This window comes from Paraglaciecola sp., assembly GCF_039964565.1.
In the GTDB taxonomy this organism is placed as follows: Bacteria; Pseudomonadota; Gammaproteobacteria; order Enterobacterales; family Alteromonadaceae; genus Paraglaciecola.
In genome coordinates, this window is record NZ_JBDVXF010000006.1 from 52,869 (window position 1) to 75,409 (window position 22,541).

The 22,541-nt window shown below is 40.1% G+C and carries 26 protein-coding genes; 14 read left to right on the top strand and 12 right to left on the bottom strand.

Features of this window, described 5'->3' with window-relative positions; translation table 11 throughout:
• Positions 1–75 precede the first annotated feature (75 nt).
• The 8 genes from ABJK37_RS03220 to ABJK37_RS03255 all read left to right on the top strand — a co-directional run bounded on the left by ABJK37_RS03220 (position 76) and on the right by ABJK37_RS03255 (position 5,215).
• Complete coding sequence (locus tag ABJK37_RS03220; RefSeq protein ID WP_348350055.1) at positions 76–1,383, top strand: bifunctional diguanylate cyclase/phosphodiesterase; 1,308 nt, start codon at positions 76–78, stop codon at positions 1,381–1,383.
• A gap of 107 nt (positions 1,384–1,490) precedes the next feature.
• The gene (gene astE / locus ABJK37_RS03225) at positions 1,491–2,558 is read left to right on the top strand and encodes a succinylglutamate desuccinylase (protein ID WP_348350057.1); all 1,068 of its coding nucleotides are present in this window, start codon (positions 1,491–1,493) and stop codon (positions 2,556–2,558) included.
• A 7-nt stretch (positions 2,559–2,565) separates the two neighbouring features.
• A complete protein-coding gene (locus tag ABJK37_RS03230) occupies positions 2,566–2,988 on the top strand; it encodes an HIT domain-containing protein (protein ID WP_348350059.1) in 423 nt (140 codons plus the stop codon).
• Positions 2,985–3,311 (top strand): heavy metal-binding domain-containing protein, encoded by a 327-nt coding sequence (locus ABJK37_RS03235; RefSeq protein ID WP_215933431.1) that lies wholly within the window; start codon positions 2,985–2,987, stop codon positions 3,309–3,311. The genes ABJK37_RS03230 and ABJK37_RS03235 overlap by 4 nt, the downstream gene beginning before the upstream one ends.
• Positions 3,312–3,420: 109 nt before the next feature.
• On the top strand, positions 3,421–3,567 hold the full coding sequence (locus tag ABJK37_RS03240) for a hypothetical protein (RefSeq protein WP_348350062.1): 147 nt from the start codon (positions 3,421–3,423) through the stop codon (positions 3,565–3,567).
• Between the two features lie 230 nt (positions 3,568–3,797).
• Complete coding sequence (locus ABJK37_RS03245) at positions 3,798–4,004, top strand: hypothetical protein (protein ID WP_348350064.1); 207 nt, start codon at positions 3,798–3,800, stop codon at positions 4,002–4,004.
• Between the two features lie 81 nt (positions 4,005–4,085).
• Positions 4,086–4,691 carry a hypothetical protein gene (locus ABJK37_RS03250; protein ID WP_348350066.1) on the top strand — a complete coding sequence of 202 codons (606 nt, stop codon included), beginning with the start codon at positions 4,086–4,088 and terminating at the stop codon, positions 4,689–4,691.
• A 140-nt stretch (positions 4,692–4,831) separates the two neighbouring features.
• Positions 4,832–5,215: a SirB2 family protein gene (locus ABJK37_RS03255; protein WP_348350068.1), complete on the top strand. Its 384-nt coding sequence runs from the start codon at positions 4,832–4,834 to the stop codon at positions 5,213–5,215.
• A gap of 41 nt (positions 5,216–5,256) precedes the next feature.
• On the opposite strand, the gene ABJK37_RS03260 is transcribed toward ABJK37_RS03255, so the two are convergent.
• The 8 genes from ABJK37_RS03260 to ABJK37_RS03295 all read right to left on the bottom strand — a co-directional run bounded on the left by ABJK37_RS03260 (position 5,257) and on the right by ABJK37_RS03295 (position 11,404).
• Positions 5,257–5,763, bottom strand: a complete 507-nt coding sequence (locus tag ABJK37_RS03260; RefSeq protein WP_348350070.1) for a hypothetical protein — start codon at positions 5,761–5,763, stop codon at positions 5,257–5,259.
• A 108-nt stretch (positions 5,764–5,871) separates the two neighbouring features.
• Complete coding sequence (locus tag ABJK37_RS03265) at positions 5,872–7,437, bottom strand: YHYH protein (protein WP_348350072.1); 1,566 nt, start codon at positions 7,435–7,437, stop codon at positions 5,872–5,874.
• Positions 7,438–7,666: 229 nt separating this feature from the next.
• Positions 7,667–8,470, bottom strand: coding sequence for a formyl transferase (locus ABJK37_RS03270; RefSeq protein WP_348350074.1), 804 nt, complete (start codon positions 8,468–8,470; stop codon positions 7,667–7,669).
• Positions 8,471–8,497: 27 nt separating this feature from the next.
• Complete coding sequence (locus tag ABJK37_RS03275; RefSeq protein WP_348350076.1) at positions 8,498–8,653, bottom strand: DUF2897 family protein; 156 nt, start codon at positions 8,651–8,653, stop codon at positions 8,498–8,500.
• Between the two features lie 2 nt (positions 8,654–8,655).
• A complete protein-coding gene (locus ABJK37_RS03280) occupies positions 8,656–9,324 on the bottom strand; it encodes a M15 family metallopeptidase (protein WP_348350078.1) in 669 nt (222 codons plus the stop codon).
• The gene (gene dapE / locus ABJK37_RS03285; RefSeq protein ID WP_348350080.1) at positions 9,321–10,448 is read right to left on the bottom strand and encodes a succinyl-diaminopimelate desuccinylase; all 1,128 of its coding nucleotides are present in this window, start codon (positions 10,446–10,448) and stop codon (positions 9,321–9,323) included. The genes ABJK37_RS03280 and dapE overlap by 4 nt, the downstream gene beginning before the upstream one ends.
• Positions 10,445–10,792: an ArsC family reductase gene (locus ABJK37_RS03290; RefSeq protein WP_348350082.1), complete on the bottom strand. Its 348-nt coding sequence runs from the start codon at positions 10,790–10,792 to the stop codon at positions 10,445–10,447. Before ABJK37_RS03290 ends, dapE begins: the two co-directional genes overlap by 4 nt.
• A gap of 105 nt (positions 10,793–10,897) precedes the next feature.
• Positions 10,898–11,404 (bottom strand): PTS glucose transporter subunit IIA, encoded by a 507-nt coding sequence (locus ABJK37_RS03295; protein ID WP_348350084.1) that lies wholly within the window; start codon positions 11,402–11,404, stop codon positions 10,898–10,900.
• Between the two features lie 426 nt (positions 11,405–11,830).
• Between ABJK37_RS03295 and ABJK37_RS03300 the strand changes: the two genes are divergently transcribed.
• Positions 11,831–12,898, top strand: a complete 1,068-nt coding sequence (locus ABJK37_RS03300) for a patatin-like phospholipase family protein (protein WP_348350086.1) — start codon at positions 11,831–11,833, stop codon at positions 12,896–12,898.
• A gap of 60 nt (positions 12,899–12,958) precedes the next feature.
• On the opposite strand, the gene ABJK37_RS03305 is transcribed toward ABJK37_RS03300, so the two are convergent.
• Positions 12,959–14,623: a diguanylate cyclase gene (locus tag ABJK37_RS03305; protein WP_348350088.1), complete on the bottom strand. Its 1,665-nt coding sequence runs from the start codon at positions 14,621–14,623 to the stop codon at positions 12,959–12,961.
• Between the two features lie 317 nt (positions 14,624–14,940).
• On the opposite strand from ABJK37_RS03305, the gene ABJK37_RS03310 reads away from it, so the two are divergent.
• The 3 genes from ABJK37_RS03310 (at position 14,941) to ABJK37_RS03320 (ending at position 17,610) form a co-directional block, all read left to right on the top strand.
• On the top strand, positions 14,941–15,363 hold the full coding sequence (locus ABJK37_RS03310) for a universal stress protein (RefSeq protein ID WP_348350090.1): 423 nt from the start codon (positions 14,941–14,943) through the stop codon (positions 15,361–15,363).
• 29 nt (positions 15,364–15,392) lie between these two features.
• Positions 15,393–16,706, top strand: coding sequence for a glucose-1-phosphate adenylyltransferase (glgC, locus tag ABJK37_RS03315; protein ID WP_348350092.1), 1,314 nt, complete (start codon positions 15,393–15,395; stop codon positions 16,704–16,706).
• A 133-nt stretch (positions 16,707–16,839) separates the two neighbouring features.
• Entirely contained in the window at positions 16,840–17,610 is a 771-nt protein-coding gene (locus ABJK37_RS03320; protein WP_348350094.1) for a helix-turn-helix domain-containing protein, read from the top strand.
• Positions 17,611–17,618: 8 nt separating this feature from the next.
• On the opposite strand, the gene ABJK37_RS03325 is transcribed toward ABJK37_RS03320, so the two are convergent.
• A complete protein-coding gene (locus ABJK37_RS03325; RefSeq protein ID WP_348350096.1) occupies positions 17,619–18,608 on the bottom strand; it encodes a 2-hydroxyacid dehydrogenase in 990 nt (329 codons plus the stop codon).
• 162 nt (positions 18,609–18,770) lie between these two features.
• Here ABJK37_RS03325 and ABJK37_RS03330 point away from each other — a divergent pair, with 162 nt between their 5' ends.
• The gene (locus ABJK37_RS03330) at positions 18,771–19,634 is read left to right on the top strand and encodes a cation diffusion facilitator family transporter (RefSeq protein WP_348350098.1); all 864 of its coding nucleotides are present in this window, start codon (positions 18,771–18,773) and stop codon (positions 19,632–19,634) included.
• 31 nt (positions 19,635–19,665) lie between these two features.
• Positions 19,666–19,908: a DUF6868 family protein gene (locus ABJK37_RS03335; RefSeq protein ID WP_348350100.1), complete on the top strand. Its 243-nt coding sequence runs from the start codon at positions 19,666–19,668 to the stop codon at positions 19,906–19,908.
• 66 nt (positions 19,909–19,974) lie between these two features.
• On the opposite strand, the gene ABJK37_RS03340 is transcribed toward ABJK37_RS03335, so the two are convergent.
• Positions 19,975–20,313, bottom strand: coding sequence for a hypothetical protein (locus tag ABJK37_RS03340; protein WP_348350102.1), 339 nt, complete (start codon positions 20,311–20,313; stop codon positions 19,975–19,977).
• 230 nt (positions 20,314–20,543) lie between these two features.
• Positions 20,544–22,538: a CsgG/HfaB family protein gene (locus ABJK37_RS03345; RefSeq protein WP_348350104.1), complete on the bottom strand. Its 1,995-nt coding sequence runs from the start codon at positions 22,536–22,538 to the stop codon at positions 20,544–20,546.
• Positions 22,539–22,541 lie beyond the last annotated feature (3 nt).

Genomic DNA, 22,541 nt, shown 5'->3' on the forward strand with positions numbered 1-22,541 from the left:
TATTATTAAAGGTAAAGGGATTTAGCTGGGGTATCGATATCTGACCCTGAATCACTAGTAAGGCAATCTTTTTTAATGCAGCATGAGTCATTAATAACCATTCCCAATAGGTATGTCTTTTTGGGGGAAATAGAGCAGCTTCTTAAAGTAGATACTGAGCAATCTATATTATTAATTGATATTGTCCGTTTTTCGGATGTCAGTAGCAGCTTTGGTTACGAATATGGTGACAGAGTATTATTAGAAATTGCTAATCGAATTGCATTTTTGTTTAACGACAACGCAATTTTTGGTCGAATTAGTGGTGATGTTTTTGGTTTGGTGTTGACGGGGGCTCACCCGCAGAATCAGCTATATGATTTTTATACACATTTAGTGCAGCATTTCAAAATTCCTATTCAATGTGATGATCACGCTTTTATAGCTGATTTTAATGTTGGTTCAGCAACTAATCCTAAAAACAACACTGATATCAATAGTTTCTTTTCTTTGGCCGAAAGTGCTTTAAAACAGGCCAAAGACAATAAATTTGATAATTTTCAATATGCACAAAATTCCACCCATAATCCATCGGGTAGAGCATTAGCGTTAAAAGCGGATATCACCCGAGCTTTAGATCAGAATGAATTAGAAATTTACTTTCAACCTAAAATTGAATTAAGTACGTTACATATCATTGGTGCTGAGTGTTTATTACGTTGGAATCACCCATTAGATGGTTTGATTTTTCCTGGTGCCCTGATAGAAGCAGCTGAATCATACAATATGATGAACGAGTTAGGATATTGGGTATTAGAACAAGCCTTCGTTAGTGCCGCACACCTTAATAGTTTGGGGTTACCTTTGAAAATTGCGGTGAATATGTCGCCTTCGCAATTGTACGATTTGAAGTTTGCAAGTAACCTCAGAAAAATGTCAAAAAAACATCAAGTAGAACTATCACAATTTGAATTGGAATTGACTGAAGATGTCGCTTTATCAAATTCAATCCTAGTTAAAAAGCAACTATCACAAATTCGAGCGCTTGGAGCAACCATTGCCATCGACGATTTTGGTAAAGGGTACTCTAACCTTGCTTATTTGCGTGATATTGAGATTGATACGATAAAGATTGATAAATCGTTTATTATGCAAATTGACGAAAGCCCAGTTAATCGAGCGATAGTGGAGGCCAGTAAGTTGATTGCTGAAGCCGCAAAATGTCAGTTAATAGCGGAGGGCATTGAGAGTATTCAGCACTTGCATATTCTTCGTGAAATTGGGGTTTTATCAGGTCAAGGCTACCTATTTTCTAAAGCGTTACCTATGCATGAGTTTGTTGAGTTAGCCAGTAAAGATCTCGCGGTGGGGACATCTTTAATTCGCCAACATCACCTTGCTTAATTGGTTGTAGTGACATCTAACTTGTAAGCAAAAGTGGAGAGTTAACACGCGCTTTAGCGTAACATTAAGGTTTTAGAAATAAATTCTGAGGTCACCACTAATTCGTTATGCAAATACAAACCAACACGTCTATTCAAGATACTATCCAAGAGCTAACACAACAGGGTAATTTTTTGGCGTTATCGCGGACTACTGCTTCACGTTTTTCACGTGCTTTTCAATTTCTTCTCGACACCCATACGCAAGTTACGGTGATAGCAGAGGGGATTATTCGTTTTGAACCTATAACTGAAAATACCAAAGATATTGTGATTTCTTGTGGGGTACATGGTAACGAAACCGCTCCTATCGAGATATGTGATGATTTAGTTAGGGATATTTTGACGGGTAAAAAGGTCGTTAAACAACGAACCTTATTTTTATTTGGTAATTTGCCTGCGATGGACATCGCAGAGCGTTTTGTCGAAGAAAATATGAATCGCCTGTTTAGTGGTGAGCATAATAATCTGGCACCAGGGCAGAAAATGAATGACGAAAGGCGCCGTGCAAAGCAGTTGGAAGAGGCGGTAAAACACTTTTATCTCGATATTGAAATCCAACAACAACGAGAGCGTTTTCATTATGATTTACACACCGCTATTCGCGCGTCTAAAAACGACAAGTTTGCTGTGTATCCATTCTTAAATGGCAAAGCCTGGGACAAATACCAACTACAAATTTTGCTAGCTTGTGGTGTGAATACTATTTTATTGTCTGGTAGCCCCACCACCACTTTTAGTTATTATTCTAGCAATGAGTTTAATGCTCATGCTTTTACAGTAGAGTTGGGCAAGGTTATGCCGTTTGGACAAAATAACATGCGAAACTTTCGCGAGGTAATGGCCACCCTTACCGCGTTAATTTGTGGTGAGGATCTAAAGCTCAAAAATTATTGTTCTGACGACTTTTTGATTTATAAGGTGAATCAAGTCATTAATAAACAACAAGCTGATTTTGAACTTAATTTTGCATTAGAAACCCCCAATTTCAGTAACTTTCCTAAAAATCACCTGTTAGCATTTGAAAGTGGCAAGGAGTATCGAGCACAATATGACGGCGAAGCGATTGTGTTTCCTAACGCCAATGTTGAAATTGGGCAACGTGCATTGTTAACCGTTATTCCAACCCAGATATAAGGTCATTATGAATACGTTTGTATTACATCCACAGTTACACAAAGACAGTGAGTTTGTGTTGGATTTGCCGTTGTGTACTCTAAGAATTATAAAAGACGCCAACTATCCTTGGGTCATTTTGGTTCCTCGCTTGGCCGATATTCAAGATGTGATTGACCTGAGTGATCACCAACAGCAAACGCTATGGCAAGAGTCAGCTCTAGTAAGTCGCGCCCTTAAACATTTGTTTACACCTGATAAGTTGAATATTGCAGCGCTGGGTAATATGGTGCCTCAGTTACATTTACACCATATTGTGCGTTACCAAAGCGACATTAGTTGGCCTAACCCCATTTGGGGGCAGGCGCCATTTAAGGCTTATTCTGATGCTCAGTTGGTAGAACAAGTTAACCTAATTAAAACTGAAATTGAAACAAGGAAAGACAGATGATAGTCACCACAACGAATCAATTGGAAGGCAAAAAAATTGAACAATATTTAGGTATAGTGGTTGGCGAAGCCGTGATGGGCGCTAACTTGTTCAAAGATATTTTTGCTTCAATACGCGACATAGTAGGTGGGCGTTCAGGCGCCTACGAAGACGAATTAACTAAAGCCCGAAAAATTGGATTTCAGGAGTTAGAACACGAAGCCCGTTCAATCGGTGCCAACGCAGTGATTGGCATTGATATTGATTATGAAGTGGTAGGTAAGGGCGGCAGTATGTTGATGGTAAGTATTAGTGGTACTGCTATTCGGTATGTTGATTTGTAGGTTTTTTAGTTAGACCCTAGCGGGGATTTTCATCCCGCGTGGCGTCAGCTTGATGGTTTTTACGAGATAAAAGCATCGGCTGCGCTCTGCATTCCCGGGCGGAGTTCGCATGGCCGTTTTCACACCGAATCCCTTCGATGCGACTTACTTTTTGCCTACAGCAGCAAAAAGTAAGCACAAATTTTTCTGGAATAAATTTGAACAACCACAGGATGGCCTGCAGCTTGAAAAACAAGATAAAGAGGCAATAAAATGATGAGCAGTACGTGTTTAACATGAAAACATCGCACCTAGTGGCAGATATGTTTGCGAATAAACTTGCCCTTGATACAAGCTCCGCTATTCCTTTCAAAAACAAATTCCATTAGCATAAAGAATACCAAAAAATTTAAGGTCAAGGTCTCGACTTTGCCCAACAAGATGATTATTAGTCACACACTACGTGCCGTATAATCACTAAGTAGTTATATTTCACGGAGAGATTAGGTGGACGAAGGGGATAGAAAAGCTTTAAGCGATATTGAAGAATTTGGTTGTCACGTTCTGAAAGTAATGGAAGGAGATGATTTTGACGTACTGCAAATGATTTGGCCTACAACAGATGGATTATGGCCTTGGTTTAACGATACATCAGAATTTTACCGTTGGGCGCAACCAATATTGAACGAGACTGGGGAGTTAAGTGAAATATAACAATCCAATTATTCCAACCTCAACTCGTTGCGCTCTTTTCGTCGGCGTATTGGGGCGTTAGCTATTCAATCAAGGATGGGTATGTACATTAAATTTTTAACTACGATTTGTTTGATTTTGTCATTTTCTTCACTGGCGGATATATCAATCACAACAGTAAATAATTCAGATAATGAGCTTAAAATAAAACGCGATCTTGAGTCACTTCTAATTAAATATGACTTATCACCTTGGATTTACACCAATAAAGTTGAGGTTGATAAGAATGCGAAAACACCACATAGCCATCCTGTTTTAACCATGAGCACTCAGAAAGAGTACTTAGGTAGCAATATTAAACTTCTATCTTCATTTCTTCATGAGCAGTTTCATTGGCACGTAATAATGAACGGCAAAGGTTCTAAAAATGAATTTAGGGAAGCCATTTACAATGAGTTTCCAGATGTACAGTTTGAGCGTCCACTGGGAAGTGGTTCAAAAGGTGGCACTCTTTCACATATTGTTGTTTGTTATTTAGAGTTTGTAGCGTTATCGGAGTTAGTTGGTCATGAAAAAGCTATTCAAAATTTGTCTACTAACGAATACTATACGTGGATTTACCAAACTATTATCAACCCTCAAAATAAAATTAAACTGGATAAGCTGGTACGTGAGTTTGGCTTAGAGTTTGGCAATAAGAATAGCTAACAAAAACATCTTGGTGGGAATTTTTCTCGCTAAAAAAGCGCTCCTAAAATCCCCATATGCAAAGTGTTAGTGCTGTAGAAACTGCAAATAACAAAGACACCTAATATATCCATTGTTAGGCTCCTGGAGTCCTAAATACTATGTTTACTTTGAAAATGCTTCATGTTTTCTGCGCTTATGCCACTGGGGTGGGGTTTATTTTGCGAGGTGTGTTGGTGATTTTGGATAACCCAGCAAGACATCATAGGGTTACAAAAAGATTGCCTCACCTAATTGATACTTGCCTATTATTTAGCGGGTTATTAATGGTGCTATATTGGAATATTTCACCTGTCACACAACATTGGCTTTTAGCAAAATTGGTTGCGCTATTATTCTATATTGGCTTTGGGTTGGTCATGATCCGCTGGGGAAACACTGAAATTCGGCGTTGGATTGGTCTGTTGGGTGGTGTGTTAATTTATTGCTACATTGTGGGTGTTGCCCATAGCAAATCAGTGTTTTCGATATTTAGTTTTTTATAATCATATGGATGCGACGTTACAAAAGTTTAAAGTATGCTCACCTAATGATGAGCATGTGGGTCTTCTATCGGTTGAGATGTAAAGTTGTGAAGTACCAATTGTTCTTTAGACAGATCTAAAAATATCGAACCTACAATGTTGTGTTCATTCGATACCCAGTTTTCATGTTGATGGCTATTTAACGAAATGGCGACTTGATTCACCCCGTCTTTTAACCATGTTTTAGGGATATGAATATCTTTACCGTAGAGCCTTTGTCGTTTGCTGCCATTCACAAAAACGTGGGCATGGCCTTGTAAAAATCCCTCTGCAGATACACCATTGCTAGTCGCCAAATCGGGGGCATTTAGTACATAATTAGCGACTTCAACATGCACATTTACACCGTCCATCAGATCCCTAAAAACAGTTAATTCTATTTTGGGAATAGGGGTGTCAGGTCCTATTTCTCTTGATTTATGTTGATGAATTTCAGTGGTTGCTGCTAGCGATAATGCACTAAATAGTATTAGTGCCAAGATCAAGCATCCGTATTTGTTTAATTTCATAGTCAATCTTTACTTGATTTAGTGAGTAATATTATAACCTGTTCTACCGTAATAAATTTAATGGCAGCCCTAAGAGCAACCATTAAAAAAATGCGATTCAATTGATGTCTAAGGAGGAGGTCCCATCATTCCACGGTCATCGTCAGTACTACATGACGCGACGGCATTATCCTTTAGTTCACCCGCGAAACGTAGTCCAATCACATAAGGAAATGCAGGAGAGTATGTACCGTCACCATCATCGCTTAACGTAATATGATAGTGATAACCACGTTCATCATCTGAATGTGCATTATATTGGTCAAGGTACTCGCCACCTAACGCAGTTAATTCGCTGTTCCAGTAATAATCATCATAAAAATAACCATTGGTAGCGATTAACTCATTGCCTGACAAGGTACTGACCGTTTCATCAAAAGCAGGTCCTGGGGTTGCGGGTTCCGTGCCAAGGGATACATCATATGCATCCACCATGGTGCAGCTTCGTGCGCCGTCATCACAACCTGTTTCTGAAGTGGATGATGAGTAATCACGAGTGGTCCACGAACTGGTCGCTAAAACACCGCTACTTTGCCAAGGGCCATAAATAGGGTAGCCATCAGCGGCATAGCCATAAATGGGAGAATGCTTATCACCGTTGTCTTCTAATAGGGTCGCTAAACAACTGGTATAGAAATGGTGATGATAATCACCATTAGCAGAGTGACCACCACAGACGTCTACATCATATTGTTCAGCAACAGGTGCTAAGTTTAACCACGTACCGTCTTGCGCCCAACTCATTCCATCGCCCCAGTTATAAATAGAGCTACCGTTGACCATTAGACCAACTTTACCTAAGCCGTTTTCACACACCTCAGTTGTGGGGGTAGGCTCAGTTGGGAGATATACTTCTCTTGGATCCGCTTGTGGGCATGCAGGGCCTTTAGGCCAGTAACCGAAGCCGCCTGTCGTATCACAATTGTCGCCTGTACTGATGTAACCAATATCAGCTCCGAACTCGACTAAATCACCTGCAACAGCAGTCGTTGCACCAGAAATGAAATCTGAGCCTGCTTTTGGACGGGCATTTAGCGTATCAACCATTTCTTGCGTAATAGTCACATCATATTTTGGAATGCCTTGGGTGTTAACCACAGTATAGTCAGTGCCATCAACCGTTTCTTCGGTAACTGACTGCACATCTACTAATATGCCTACACCGGTACTTGCGTCGGTGATATTGGTTGAAACTGTATCTGTTTCATTGATTATCCAGATATCACTTGTGGCAGTGGTAGTATCTGCAACTTCGACCGTCACTGCTACTGAATCGGTGACCTCGTCATTGACGCCATCATTCACAGACACCTCAAATACTAAGGTTTCATTTTCACTCACTGTAGGTGCAGTAAAAGTAGTGTTTGCAGATGTGCTGTCGCTTAAGGTGACGTCAGTACCTGAGGATTGAGTCCAAGCAATGGTATAATTGCTATCGTCATCGGCAATTGTGGCGGTTAGGGTGACCACAGAAGCTATGTCAACAGTTTGAGCTGTTCCCGCATCTACAGAGGGGGAGGTATTTTCTACAACGACTACTTCGTCGTCATTAGAGGAAGAGTCGGAGCCACAAGCTCCTAACATAGTGCAAAGCAATAACACGCTTGCGTACTTGGTTAGTATGGATGTTTTCATCGTTAACAGAGCCTTTAATTTAATATTTGAAACATTGAAAGCAAACTATAACAACCAATTGTGCAAACAATATGGAACCAAAATAAAAGCATCGCCTAGTGCAATTAAGTCTATAAAAAAGAGTTAAATCAGGGGATTGTTATAGAGCTTTGGTTTAATTTATGAAAATTGGAGCTTATAGGGATCAAGGCAAAACTTCTGGATGGTAACGCCAAGCGTACTTTTCTCTTCAGAAATAGGTATGCGCGATATCAATAACATCTTGATATTCGTATAGATTGAGGCCTTTTCGTTTGAAGTCTTCGAGTTCTTGCTCCGAGGGAAATGAAAAGTAGTTTCCCTTTGAATTGACAGGGTAACTACTACATTTTCCTGTGTTTTCTATCTCGGTAATGGCTTTCACCACATCTCTAATTCCTTTTTCGTAAAGGGATAAAGTGTTGTGAAGAAAAGACCGCTTATAATCCAAGGGTTGTTTACTAATGGTGATGATTTCACCGCTGTCTATGCCACTGTCGTTAATATAATGCAGGGTAGTGCCACATTCAGTGTCATTTTGTTGCATGGCTCTAAAGGTTGCCATGACACCTCGGTATTTAGGAAGTTCACCTGAGTGTAAATTGATAACACCAAATGTGGGAATACTAATGACAGCAGGTTGCAGAATTAATCCAAAGCGAATTGAAACAATTAGGTCGGGAGCAAAAGCATGAATTGTTTGTCGTCCAGCCTCACAGTTTATCGATTGAACCTCAGAGACTGTTATTCCACTTGTGTTAAACCCAGCAAAACTCAGACATTTACCAGCCAACGGCGAAGCGTTTTTTCGCAATCCGGGAAAGAGTATTTTGTTAAATAAATCTTGCTCAAAAAAAGCCAAATCTTTTAGCGCTTCAGGCTTGTTTTTATTACTTTTGCCAACAGATGAAGACAGTAATATTTGAAATTTATGTTGCCCATTAATGGTTCTAAAAAGGGTGTTTAAGGCCAAATTACTAGCAATATCTTTGTTAGCTAAAAGCAAAATTTTCATTCGGCCTCTACTAATGTTAACACGGGGTCAGTCATCCTTGTCTTCAAAACGATCATACGATGCGTTGTTATCATTTTTAGGTTTGGGTAGTGTTTGTTTGGCACTTTGTTTAAGCAACAGTATGTTGCCGATAATTAGACCTAAGACTAAAACGATTATTGCCACTAAGAGCCAAATATTCATATTTATCCTTTGTTTAGTACGTAGCGTTGAAAAATCATCTGCATGTTATCCACAATACTCTGAATGCCCAAAATATTTGACTCAGTCAGATTGTGTAGTAGCGTCGCTTCGTTAACCAGAGTACGCATTTTTTCAGCGCTAGACTCAAAACTAAGGTGCCAAGGCTCTCTAGCAATACCGCCTTTGAATTCTGCGAAAGGTCTACTAAAACCAAAATCACTGGCATATTGATTTAGCCAGTTATTGAGCTCAGTACAGGGCCCGTTGTCGTATTCGCTGCAAACCAACTGAAATTTATGCTGACGGCTTTCAACTGATTTTTTGTCGTATACGTCTATGTCTGTGCCCCAGTGATGGCGGCTAGCACCGGGTAAAGCCGACCAAGTGAGGATAGTCTGTAGTTTTTCAAGGTCAGTCAGCGTCGCGGCATTTAAGGTATTTTCATTGGCGTCTAATAAGGTTGTGTTACCAGACCATTTGTTATTCCAAATCTGTAATTGCCGCTGAAAACCGCGGTAACTGCTAACAATTTGCAGGTCAACCTTGTCTTGAGCGGCAGCAGCTTGCATGTGCTTAAAAGCAACGCACACTTCAGGTAATAGTCGAAAACCATTTTGGCATTCGACTAATAGGTTTTCATCCTTTCCTAGTGCGTGTGCTTGAGTGATCACGCGAGTAGCCGTTGCAAAATATCTTGATAAACGTCAGTGAGTACATCGAGATCGGCTATTTTCACACACTCATCAATTTTATGAATTGTGGCATTGACCGGACCCAACTCAATTACTTGAGCACCGGTTGGTGCAATAAAGCGCCCATCAGATGTGCCTCCAGCGGTAGACAAAGTGGTGTCTCTACCGGTGCAGTGTTTAATGGCTTGTTGTGTGGCTTCTACCAATTTGCCTGAATCGGTTAAGAAAGGCTGGCCATTAAAGGTCCAGTCGATATCGTAATCCAGTTTATGGGCATCCAATACTTGAAGGGTTCTGGCAATCAATTGTTGATCTGTCACTTCAGTAGAAAACCTAAAGTTAAAACAAACCTTTAATTCTCCTGGGATGACATTACCAGCTCCAGTACCACCATTAATATTGGAGATTTGAAAACTAGTAGCGGGGAAAAACGCATTGCCTTTGTCCCACTGTGTATTGGCTAATTCTGCCAATGCCAACGTAGACTCATGAATCGGATTTCTTGCTAAGTGAGGGTAGGCTACGTGACCTTGAATGCCTTTAACCAACAAATCACCTGTAAGCGAACCTCTACGGCCATTTTTGACAATATCACCGAGTTGCTCTGTGCTGGAAGGCTCACCCACTAAACACCAGGTTATTTTTTCGTTGCGAGCTTCTAAGGTATCAATCACCTTAGTGGTGCCATTAATAAATGGCCCTTCTTCATCACTCGTGATCAAAAACGCAATCGAGCCTTTATGTTGCGGATTGGCATTAACAAAGTTTTCAGTTGCTACCAACATGGCGGCCAAACTGCCTTTCATATCGGCGGCTCCACGACCATGAATATAGCCGTCTTTTTCGGTGGCTTCGAAAGGGGGAGTTTGCCAGTTCTGTTCTGGACCTGAAGGCACTACGTCTGTGTGCCCGGCAAAACAAAATACTGGTCCTTGGGTACCTTTACGCGCCCAGATGTTTTTAGTATCAGCAAAGGTGAGATCTTCTACTTCAAAACCTAGCGGCTCAAGGATACTCGCCATCAAATCCTGACAGCCCGCATCTTCAGGGGTGACGGATTTTCGATTAATCAACTCTTTGGTGAGGTCAAGTGTGCGGCTCATTGAAAGACCTCAGTGTATTGTTGGGCTTTAAAACCGATGGAGTAGGTGCCGTCGTGGATAAGAATAGGGCGTTTAATCATGGCTGGATATTCCAGCATTAAAGCCAAAGCAGCGGTTTTGTCTACGCTTTGTTTCTGCTCTTCACTTAATTGCCGAAAAGTGGTGCCGCGCTTATTGAGCATTAATTCCCAGCCCAACGCTTGTTCTGCTTGAGCTAGCCAACTTGCATCTAAGCCGTCTAGTCGGTAATCATGGAAGGTATATTCAATTTCGTTTGTGGATAACCACAGGCGTGCTTTTTTAATGGTGTCGCAGTTTTTAATGCCGTACAGGGTAGTGGTCATGGAGTCCTATTCATCAATTTAAAATTCAATCGGCTAACTATAGCGATAAAGATATAGGCAGGTAAAGCAAACAAGCGATGCTTTTCGTTCAGTATTATTCCTAAATTATATGTAAACCGTCATCACACTGTCTTCACCAGCAATAACTTGAAAATAGTGTGGTTGTAGGCCCTTAATTTTATCACTATTTAGCACAGTAATGGGGCACAGAATACTGGGCAAGGTTTGTTTCATTTTTAGCAAATTGAACTCAGCAAGAATTTGCCCTTGTTGAAAATATTCACCTTGTTTGGCAAACCTCTTAAATCCTTCTCCCATCATAAGGTGGGAATCAATCCCAAGCTGAATTTGCAGTTGTAAGCCATTTTTAGCTTTTAATCTCAATTGATTGGCAAGCTCTGAAAATTGCAGCATTGTGCCAGAAAAAGGCGCGACCACTTGATATCCTGACGGGGCAATGGCTATACCTTCGCCAAACATTCCCGCGTTAAACAGGGCATGTGGAACATCATCCAACGGGATTACTTTTCCAGTTAGTGGGCTGGGTATATCGATGGCCTTGTTGTGAACAGGCAGAGAATTGGGCTCTACTAAGCAACGAAATATTGCCATTAATCGAGAGACTTAAATAGATGAGGTAAAAAGTAGTGAATTTGCATGATCGCTCCGTCTATTTTAGTGCGCTGACGCGCCATTTTTTGAAGGTGATAGCAAAACAGTCACAGGTAATTATGTCAAGCTTAGGTTATCCACTGTTCCTGTGGATAACTCTGTTCAGTTTTATTTATATGTTACTTAATCTACTGATATATAAAGATAAAAACTAGCTGGTTGTAAATCACTCGATAGCGAATTGTATGCTTGAAATAACATCATTTGCAGAAAAATTATGAGACTAAAAGTAATGGAATCAATAGCAATATTGAAGATTTATACAATTTTTAGTTCAGCTCACGCTGATTTAGATGAATCTATTATGCAAGTTGTTAAACTAGGCCGCTGCGTGGTAATTTTTATGGCAGTTATTAAAGGAAGTTTATGCAGGTTTTAGATGTTTACGCTGGGAAAAACGCCCTTGCACGTATCAAGCAACAAGGGTTTAGTGCCGATTTATTTGATTATATGTTGGGTGCATCGGGGGGGCCCAAGTGGTTTGTTTTAGCTGGTTTGGACCGTTATGTTTTTCCCGAGTTTTTTGCTGGTCGTTGTCGGCCTCTTAATATTATTGGCTCATCGGCAGGTGCATTCCGGTTTGCTTGTTTTGCCCAAGACGATCCCTTATCTGCTATTAATCGCTTAGCAGAGCGTTATTCTCATACCGTCTATTCAGATAAACCCACAGCCAAGGAAATCACAGAAAAGGGCAGGGCACTGCTGGAATACGTTTTAGGTGAAAATGGTGCTCAGGAAATTGTCAACAACCCCATTATTAAGGCGCATTTTATTGTGGCAAAGTGTAAGGGACTGACACAATTTGAAGCCAAACCTATACAAATGACAGGGCTTATTGCCAGCGCTAGTGCGAACGTATTAAAGCGCAAGTGGCTAGAAAAATTTTACCAACGTTACTTGTTTTCGTCACCTAACTCGGATCTGAAACTCCACGATCCTAACAACATGCCGTCATACTCTGTTCCACTTACCTCTACTAATTTGCCTCAAGCACTGATGGCTTCTGGGTCTATTCCTATTGTGATAGAAGGCGTCAAGGATATTGAGGGTGCCCCTAAAGGCATGTACAGAGACGGCGGTATCATTGATTACCATTTTGATTTAACTTTTGGACCACAAAAAGGTTTAGTACTTTATCCTCATTTTTATCCAAAACCTGTGCCTGGTTGGTTCGATAAATCTCTTAAAAAACGCCTTCCTCATGCTACTAGTTACGATGATGTCGTTATGTTAGTGCCTTCTGATGAATTTATTGCGAGTTTACCTTATGGCAAGATCCCCGATCGAAAAGACTTTGAAACCATGCCTGCTGCGCAAAGAATAGAATACTGGCAAAGGGTTATTTCAGAAAGTGACAAACTCGGCCAAGCCTTTAAAGATATGTACGAGAATCAAAAAATTATCGAAAAAATAAAACCTATTGCGTTTACATAGAATATAGAGTGGCGAATAAAAACTAGTCGCTTAGTGATTCGTTAACAGTCTTTGAATACTCTACGGCGCCATCAAAATTTGGCTTCTACCGGCTTTTTTCGCTCTATATAACGCCCCATCAGCTGAGGATATAAACTCGCTAAGTTTTTCGTGTCGAGTTGAAGTGGATAAACCCGCACTAAAACTACAATTAAAAGTTTTTTCAGCTGCAGTGAAATTGATTTCTGAAAAGGCTCTTAATATGTTGTTCATTTTAGCTTCAATGGTAGCGGCATTTGAGTCACTAAAAACCACCATGAATTCTTCTCCACCGTAGCGACCCACATAGTCGGTATCGCGAACAGACTGCAATAATAATTGCCCTAGGGCTATCAGTACTTTATCGCCGGCCACGTGGCCATATTTATCATTGACCGATTTAAAATGGTCTAAATCAATCATTACTACAACAGTAGGGTTATGTTGCCGTGCTGCAAGTCTTAATGCGTGAGTTGCTGCATCCATGATTTGCCCGTGGTTGAGAACCCCCGTTAAGCTATCTCTCGATGCAAGATAGCGAATTTCCTGTCCTCGCTGAATACGACTGTCAACTTGTCGTACAATTAGATTGGGCGGGGTATTTTTAGGGATAACATCATCAGCACCACACTCTAAAACGTCGAGCTTAATATTAATATCTTCATCTGCGGTTAGAAAAATAATCGGTACGTAATCGTATTTCGATTGCTGACGGAGTATGCGCGCAATTTCTAATCCACTGATGTTAGGCATGTGCATGTCTAACAAAAAAACATCGGGGTGAAATGCTTCTAACTCAGTCATAATTGACTCAGCATTATTTATTGCAAGCACCTCGACATGATCGTCCTCCAGTAAAGATTTATAAAAAACACCTACAGAGGCCTGATCATCTAACAGTAATATTCGAAAAGGCCTAGTCAAATCTAACTTGAAATTTTTACGGATCTTAGACACTAAGGTAGTGATACTAAGCGGTTTTAGAACGTATTCATTTACTCTGGCTCTAACTGCGGCAAGTCTATTTTCAAACGAAGTTGATGAGGACAACACAAATACGTCGGTTTCAAATGCTCTGAGTTTACTTGCGTAAGCAAAGATTTCATCAGAGTGGGAGTTGCTGTCATCAATATCAAGCAATACTAGATTGAATCTTTCTTCAGTAAATACTTCATCAAGCTTTTCGATTGAATTGAAATGATTAATTGAAAAACCGAACCCGGCTAGCAATTTAGTATGCAGCGTTGATGTGGTTTCGTTGTCATCAACTAACGCTATTCTTATGTCTCTATATGACTGGGCATCGCTTTCGTCACTCTTTTTCTGTGGCTCCCGCAACTCTCCTAGTGAATTTGAGGTTTTTACTATTTCTAACAAAGGGTTAGGATGTTTTCCTGCAGCTTCAATCATCGATTCAATGTGTCGATCGATAAAGGGAATAATATGTTTAAATTGAGTGATTTGCTCTTCGCAAGGCGTGACTTCTGCTTCGATCATTCCGAGTCTGTCGCTCAGAGTTGTAAAACTAAGCGTGCCACTAGAGCCTCTGAGACTATGGACTTCAAACCTAAACTGTTTGATAGCCTCTAGCGATTGGGATGTTTTAGTTTGTGACCACAACTTGTGAAGTACAGTAATTTTGTCTTCAAACTCGGCAGCAAAATTGGTACGAAATTCTGCTAGTTTTTGTTCCAATTTAGAACTCATTGGGACCCTTTAAGTGATTTAGTGACAAAATTTTAGTTACGAACGAATACCTACATAACTTACTGATTTAATGTTTAAATGTACAGAACATTATATACCTTCAAAGGTATAAATATGCAGAGGTAAAAATGATATCTAGCGGCACAGTTAGCCACTCTAATGAGAAATAATTTCCTTACATATTCATCACAATTTTCTTACGTATTCATCATGATTTGCTGGTCTATTTGATGCAGATCAAGGTGAGTCGGGTTATTTGCGGTTTAATTTAATTACCAGTGTAATGGTTAATAAATTAAACCAAGGATAAACTGAATATGCAAAACTACCAAAGTATTTTAGTCCCGTTAGATATTTATTCTGAGCATAAAATAGTGTTACAACGAGCTTTGAGTTTGGTTCAGGACCCAGCTCAGCTGAGCTTGATTTATGTTACTTTTCCCAATGTTTATTTTGAGTCTTATGGTGTTGGGGTAGGCGCAGATTATGTTAACGAAAATCGACAAAACGCCAAAGAAACGCTAATAGCATTAGCTAAACAACATCACATACCAGAAAACCAAATCTATGCGCCTATTGGTTCTCCAGTCGAGGAAATTCATGAACTATCTAAACAATTAAAGGCAGATTTGATCGTAATGGGCACGCATGGCCAAAGTGGTTTAAAACTGTTGTTAGGATCCACCGCCAATGGAGTATTGCATGGGGTTAAGTGTGATGTTTTGGCAATCAAAATTTAAACTCTACTACTATGTCGCAGGTGGTTAATATGGTCCATTCCAATTGTCGTTATGTCAGCCAAATAACACGAGACACCTTAGCTTTGATTCTTGCAGGAGGCAAGGGCAGTCGTCTGTGTGAACTCACTCAGTATCAAGCAAAACCAGCGATTCATTTTGGGGGGAAATTCAGAGTAATCGATTTTCCTTTGTCCAATTGTATTAACTCTGGGATCCGCCAAATCGGCGTCATGACACAATACAAAGCGTATTCACTGATTCGGCATCTGTCCCGAGGTTGGGGACATTTAAATAGAGACTTAGGTGAATACGTAGAGCTTTTACCTGCGTCGCAGCAGTACTCGTCCAATTGGTATGAAGGTACAGCTGATGCGCTGTATCAAAACATTGAGTTTATTCGAGAGCATGCGCCGAAATACGTAGTGGTATTAGCTGGCGATCATGTTTACAAAATGGACTACGGTGATATGTTAGTTCAACATGTCGAAAGTGGTGCGGACATGACAGTATCTTGCATTGAAATGCCGGTTCAAGACGCTGCTGGCACGTTTGGCGTGATGTGCGTAGACAAGCATAATCGGATCATCAATTTCCACGAAAAGCCTGAAAACCCTTGCCCGCTCAAAGATAAACCTAACCACACTTTGGCTTCTATGGGGAATTATGTGTTTAATACCGAGTTTCTTATTCAGCAATTAATCGCTGACGCCAAGAAAATTGGATCACAGCATGATTTTGGTCGAGATATTATTCCAGCCGCGATTGAAAGCAATCAAGTAATGGCCTTTAGATTTTGTTCATCAGATGGAAAAACCGCGCCCTATTGGCGAGATGTGGGCACCTTAGATTCATTTTGGCAGGCAAATATGGATCTTGTTGATATTACGCCAGAGTTAAATATCTACGACCAAGATTGGCCTATCTGGACCCATCAAAAACAATCGCCTCCAGCAAAATTTATTTTTAATGATGAAGGTGGTCGCAGAGGATACGCCGTAGATTCAACCGTGTCAGGTGGTTGTATTATATCTGGTGCTAAAATTGACCAATCGTTATTGTTTTCAGATGTTCATGTTCACTCGTTTAGTCATATTGAGCAATCAGTTATCCTGCCTCAAGTGGATATTGCACAACATGTGACGATTAAACGTGCAATTATTGATGCGGGGTGTCAAATTCCTCAGGGCATGACGATTGGCGTAGATAAACAGCAAGACATTGCGAGAGGTTTTCGCATAAGTAAGGATGGTATTGTACTGGTCACTAAAGACATGCTTGATAAACAAAAAAATAGTAACGCCGGCGTGTTACATGATGATGAGCAACTACGGAATCTTGTTTGAACACTAAACTAGGTATTTTCCGAAGTAAATTACGCAAAATAACGAATATCCCACCGCCCATCAACAATCTACTATTTAACCTTGATCTATATCAATGTCTACTCAACATTGATACACCTTCGAGGAGCGTAAAATGTCGTTAAATACAATTCAGCCTTCAGTGCTTTGCCACCATTGTGTCATGTCAGGTATGTGTTTTGGTCAAACAGACAAAAAGCAAGCAGAGCCTAGATTAAGGTCACATAAAGTCTTCCAGAAGTCGAATGTATTATTTTCGGCGGGCCAAACCTTTGAAGCGATTTATATTTTGCGAAGTGGGTCTGCAAAGTCATCTATTACTGCCAATAGCGGTAGTGAGCAAATTAGCAGCTTTTATTTCCCAGGTGATTTAATTGGTTTGGATGGATTTGATAATGGTGAGCATGCACAGTCTATACGATTCTTGGAAACCAGCAGTGTGTGTCGTATTGGCTTGGGTGAGTTGGATAAGGCTATGGCAAATTCGACCAGCATCAGGCACAAGATGTTGCAGAGCATGAGCCATGCCCTAAATGATGAAGATAGGTTTTTACTCAGTTTAAATCATATGAATTCAGCTCAAAGGTTAGGTTCTTTTTTACTGAATTTATCTTCACGATTTGAAGATAGAGGACTGTCTGGGAACGTATTTGACTTGAGTATGACCCGCGTAGACATAGCCAATTATTTAGGTATGGCGATTGAAACCGTTAGTCGGCTGCTCACCCAGTTGCATAATGAAAAGGTCATTGAGGTGGAAAAACGTAGAGTCAGTATTTTAGATCGCGATAAATTGCAACAATGCCTGTTGCTAGAGCGCGAACCACATATGCTGTTTGCCGAAAAAGTTCGTCAATCTAATAGTATTCAAGTTGAGGTTGCGTAAACATTCTTTTAAACCACGCCATTTTGAATGCTGCCATCTTGTTCAAATAAACTGATATTAGATAGTGTGGTTTGTGCAATATTAAACATTGCTTCTTGGGTCAAAAAACCTTGATGGCTGGTAATAATCACGTTGGGGAAGGTGGTTAATCTAGCCAACACGTCATCTTGTATGCCTTTTGCTGAGAAGTCTTCGAAAAATAAGGCTTCCTCTTCTTCATAGACATCTAGCCCCAATAGGCCTACTTTCCCGGTTTTAAGGGCATTGATAATGGCTTTTGTATCGACTAATTTTCCTCTGCTGGTATTGATAATAGTGACGCCATCTCGCATTTTTTCTAATGCTTTGTGGTTTATTAAATGATGGGTTTCGGGAGTAAGTGGACAATGCAAAGAAATCACATCTGCATGACTAAATAAATGCTCCAAAGTGACATAGTTCACGCCAGACGCAACACATTGTTCATTTTGAATCAAATCGTAAGCCATCACATTGCAGCCAAAACCTCCCATGATATTGGCAAAGGCTTGTCCAATTTTTCCGGTCCCTACTACCCCTACTGTTTTACCGTGCAGGTCAAACCCCATTAAATTACGCAGCGAAAAATCTCCTTCTCTTATACGATTATGGGCGCGGTGAATACCTCGATTTAAACACAATAGTAATGCTGCTGCATGCTCAGCTACTGCGTAAGGGGAGTATGCAGGAACCCGGACTACAGGGAGCGAAAGCTGTTTAGAGCAGGCTATGTCTACGTGGTTAAATCCTGCGCTACGCAGTGCAATCAGTTTAATCCCTTTTGCCTTTAAGCTTTGTAACACTGCCGCATCTAAATTATCGTTGATAAACGCGCATACTACTTCTTCATCGGTTATTAACGACGTTGATTCTAAATTTAAGTGTGACGAAATATACCGAATCTGGTGGGCTCCAGTTTGATTGGCGCGTTCAAAGTATTCTTGATCATATTGTTTGCTGTTGTAGAACGCTATTTTCACACTTAGACCTCTAATTAGGTTATAGAATAGGTATCATACCGCTTACCTAAATTATCAATTTGACCTTGATCAACTAATGATAAAGGCGCGGTGATACCCTAGATGATACCGTTTACAGGTAATAACTTCGATAACAAAAAACGCCGTTAGTGAGACCAAAATATGCATGTTAGAAAAATTCTGCTCGTCGAAGGTGGGCTAAATGCGATTATTTCGATTTGCAAAATGACCGTGGGTTTAATGACAGGATCAGCAGCTGTAGTTGCAGACGCAGTGCATTCACTGACTGATCTGGTCAATAATCTATTTGCTTGGCTTGCAATCAAAATTGCCGAATCTCCTGCCGATGGCTCCCATCCTTATGGTCATCAAAAATTCGAACAATTGGCTGTATTTGCATTGGCCTCCCTACTAACTATAGTGGCGTTTGAAGTAATAGTCAGTGCAGTAGAACGTTTTGGACAGCCTGTCGAACAAAGTATTTTAGGTTTAGCCATATTAATTATTTCACTGCTTATTAATATAGCTTTAGCGATTTGGGAAGGGTATTGGGCTAAACGATTAGATTCAGAAATATTAAACGCTGATGCCACACATACCATTAGTGATGTGTTAACCAGTGTGGTGGTCATTATCGGATGGCAACTAGCTGCCAGAGGGTATTATTGGATAGATACTATTTTTGCCTTGGTTGTTTCGAGTATTATTTTCTATCTCGCGTTTAAGCTTTTTCAAAGAGCTGTGCCAATTTTAGTTGACCAAAGTCGTTACCCTCCGGAACAGTTAAAAGAAGCAGTAAATAGTATACCCGCGGTTATCACAGTAGGAAACGTTCGCTCTAGAGACACAGGGAAAGGCCAAGTAGCTGACGTAACTGTTACCGTCAGCGCCAACCTTAGTACAGTCGAATCGCATCACATAGCGGATCAAATAGAAGGTGTACTAGCTGACAAGTTTGATATTCAAGATGTGGTTGTTCATATCGAACCTGACGTGGATCAAAAACCTTATTCTGCTGATAGTTAAAATCACGGTATAGGTTTAATTGGAGAAGTCTATGGATACTACACAACTGTTGAGTTTTTTAGCTTGGTGCACGCTGATCAATTATTCGGTGTTAATTGTATGGTTTTTTATATTCAAGTTAGGGCACGATTGGTTGCACTTGCTGCATGGAAAATGGTTCGATCTAAATGAGCAACAGTTCGATTTGATCAACTATTGTGGCATGGGGCTTTTTAAACTATTTATCTTAGTATTTAATTTGGCGCCATGGATTGCACTGCGGTTAATTGAATAAATAGGGACTTTGTATCTTCCCTCAATACAAGTGTTCGTGGGCTCAGGATTTTTGAGTTTTTTCTTATTATAAAGTTGCAATGAGCTCGTTTGCGAGGTCGATTTTGATACCCTCTTCAATTGAATCAACCAACTGATCCAATACTTCAATTTTGATGGAGCGATCTAAAAAATATTTTTTGGCTTGCAGTAACTCTTTCTTGCAAGCTAAAGGTGCAAAGTCCATGGCATCACGAAAATTGGCGTTTTTCAAAATTAGCTTACCTTTTTCAAAAACACAGTTTTCATAGTGTTTTTTGATTTTGGTTAACTCTGGAGTATTCAGTGAATTAGAGGCGTTTGAATTTTGATTGGCAGCGCTATTAAATGCTACTAACCCTAATATAATGGCAACCATTAGTTTCATTTGGAATTCCTAGAGTTGTTGTATCAATCTCAGATGCATAATTAATGTCGCCCGAGCTGTTTGCAGCAGCCAAGGGCTGTCAATTGTTTTTAAGACTTTGTACATAAGCCATACAGATCGTATCGTCTAAGTCGCATTTCGTATTTAACTAAAAATGTACGCCCATTCCGGTCATCTGTTAATCAACAGCCGAGCGATGTTCAATCGTTAGCTAAATACGACGACTTGATCTAATTAGTACTAAATTTAAAACGCGCTAGTATATTTTCAATACGATTATTCGCTTCAATTGAGGTCGCAGATGAAGCGATTCCTTTCACTTTTTCGTTAAACATCGAATAAGTATAAGACTCAACCGCTGCTTCATATTGCATACGACGCTCGTTTTCTTTGCCTTGTTCAAACATTGATACTTCTAAGTTTTCCAAAGGTTTTAATACCGCTGCGCCCATATGAGCCACAATTTTTTCAGTTAACGACTGTAAAATTTCTGTATCTGTGGATATTTCCATCGGATCAAATTTAATACCCGCATCACTTACTCCAGCGTTCGCACTGTCACTTTCTTCAAGCTTACGTTCTATGGTATCGACAAGGGTGTTTTCGCCAGTTTGTGCATCAACCACCCTGAAGGTTAACTGTAAGAAACCCACCTTTTTAGTATCGGTAACATTGTATTCTCGAACACCGTATTCTGGCACCATGATTTTTGCTTTTGGTGCGGCTTTTAACTCAGCTGGTGTCGGGTTTGGATTGACGGCTTTCCAATTTAAGTAATTGATGTTGTCTTCAATTTTTTCGCCTACTTGGTAGCGCACGGTTTTGGTGCTTGATTCGGTTTTTCCATCCACTTTGTACAATAATACCGAACCCATAATAGCAAAATCAATTCCGTGAACTCGTCCCATTTCTTTAGCTGAACTTTCTGAAATGACTCCCATCTGACCTAGTTTCATCTCTTCAACAATGGTTTTTAGATTTGCTCGTTCCATAATACTGATATCTTTGCTGGCATTATTGAACATATGGGAAATGAGGTTTTGAGTGATAATGACTCCCGAATCACTGCTCTGCATTGGACTAGTAAAGTCGAATATTGCAATTTTTCGTTTAGCCCGAGTGAAAATTGAGTCTTCTACCTGTCTTATTTCATTAAATAACTCAGGGTAATTTGAATTTATTGAACTTATTGCTTTTAGCAGATGCCATGCGACTGCAAAGTTACCTTGTTGTTTATAGGTACCCGCACTGAAAAAGGCTTGTTGCGATAAACTGTCTCGAAGTTGATCCAGTCTATTATCTTTTGTGACGTTATGAGACTGTAACTTTTTGTAGATATTTACCGCCTCAATAAAACGACCTTCACTTATAGTATCGACGAGTTGTGAAGAAAGTAACTCAGATTCTTTGGTCTTTGCCTCAACTAGCATCTCTTGGCAGTTTTGGGTTTGTTGATGGTATTCACTAAGACGTTCACACTTTGAAATGACCGTACCCCATTGCTGGCTTTTATAAGCAGTTTGCGCCTTATTGATAAAGTATTGGGCGTTATCATTTTGTTGCACGGTTTTGAGTAGGTTATTAGCGACTACGTGATTAGGGGATATTTTCAGTAAATTCAGTAAGTAAGTCTTAGCAGCACCAAAATTTTCTTGGGACATCGCTTCATTTGCTTGCTTTAAATAGCTGTCGCTCGCTTGGGATTCAACAGTCTTTAATCGAGTTTTAACGTCTTCATAGTCATTGGATAATTGACTGAGCTCAGATAGAAGCGCATGGGATTTACCCCAGTTGTTCTGTTGCATTTGATCTTTAGCATCAGCGTATAAAGATGCCATACGGATATTCAAGGCGTCACTTTTAGCATTAACCTGTTGTTTTACCGCTTTGAGTTGAGTGGATGCAATGTCGCTTTTTTCCAAATTGGCTAAAATTTTCTGAGCTTGCGCAATGTTATTTTCGGAAGAATTTCCTTGTAACAATTGACTAATTTTAGTTTGTGCACTTTGTAAATATTCAGCCCGCAACTCCGCAAGTTTAGCGGTAAATGTTTTGTTTTTAGGATTCTTAGCAATGGCTTGTTTAAGATATGAAATCGCTTCGCCATACTGTTGTGTGCCGGCCAGTTGATTCGCAGTATTGAACTCCTGTGTACCATTTGAAGTTGTCGAGCCACAACCTGACAGACCAATCACCACCGCCGATGCGAGTAATGCTTTTCTCATGAT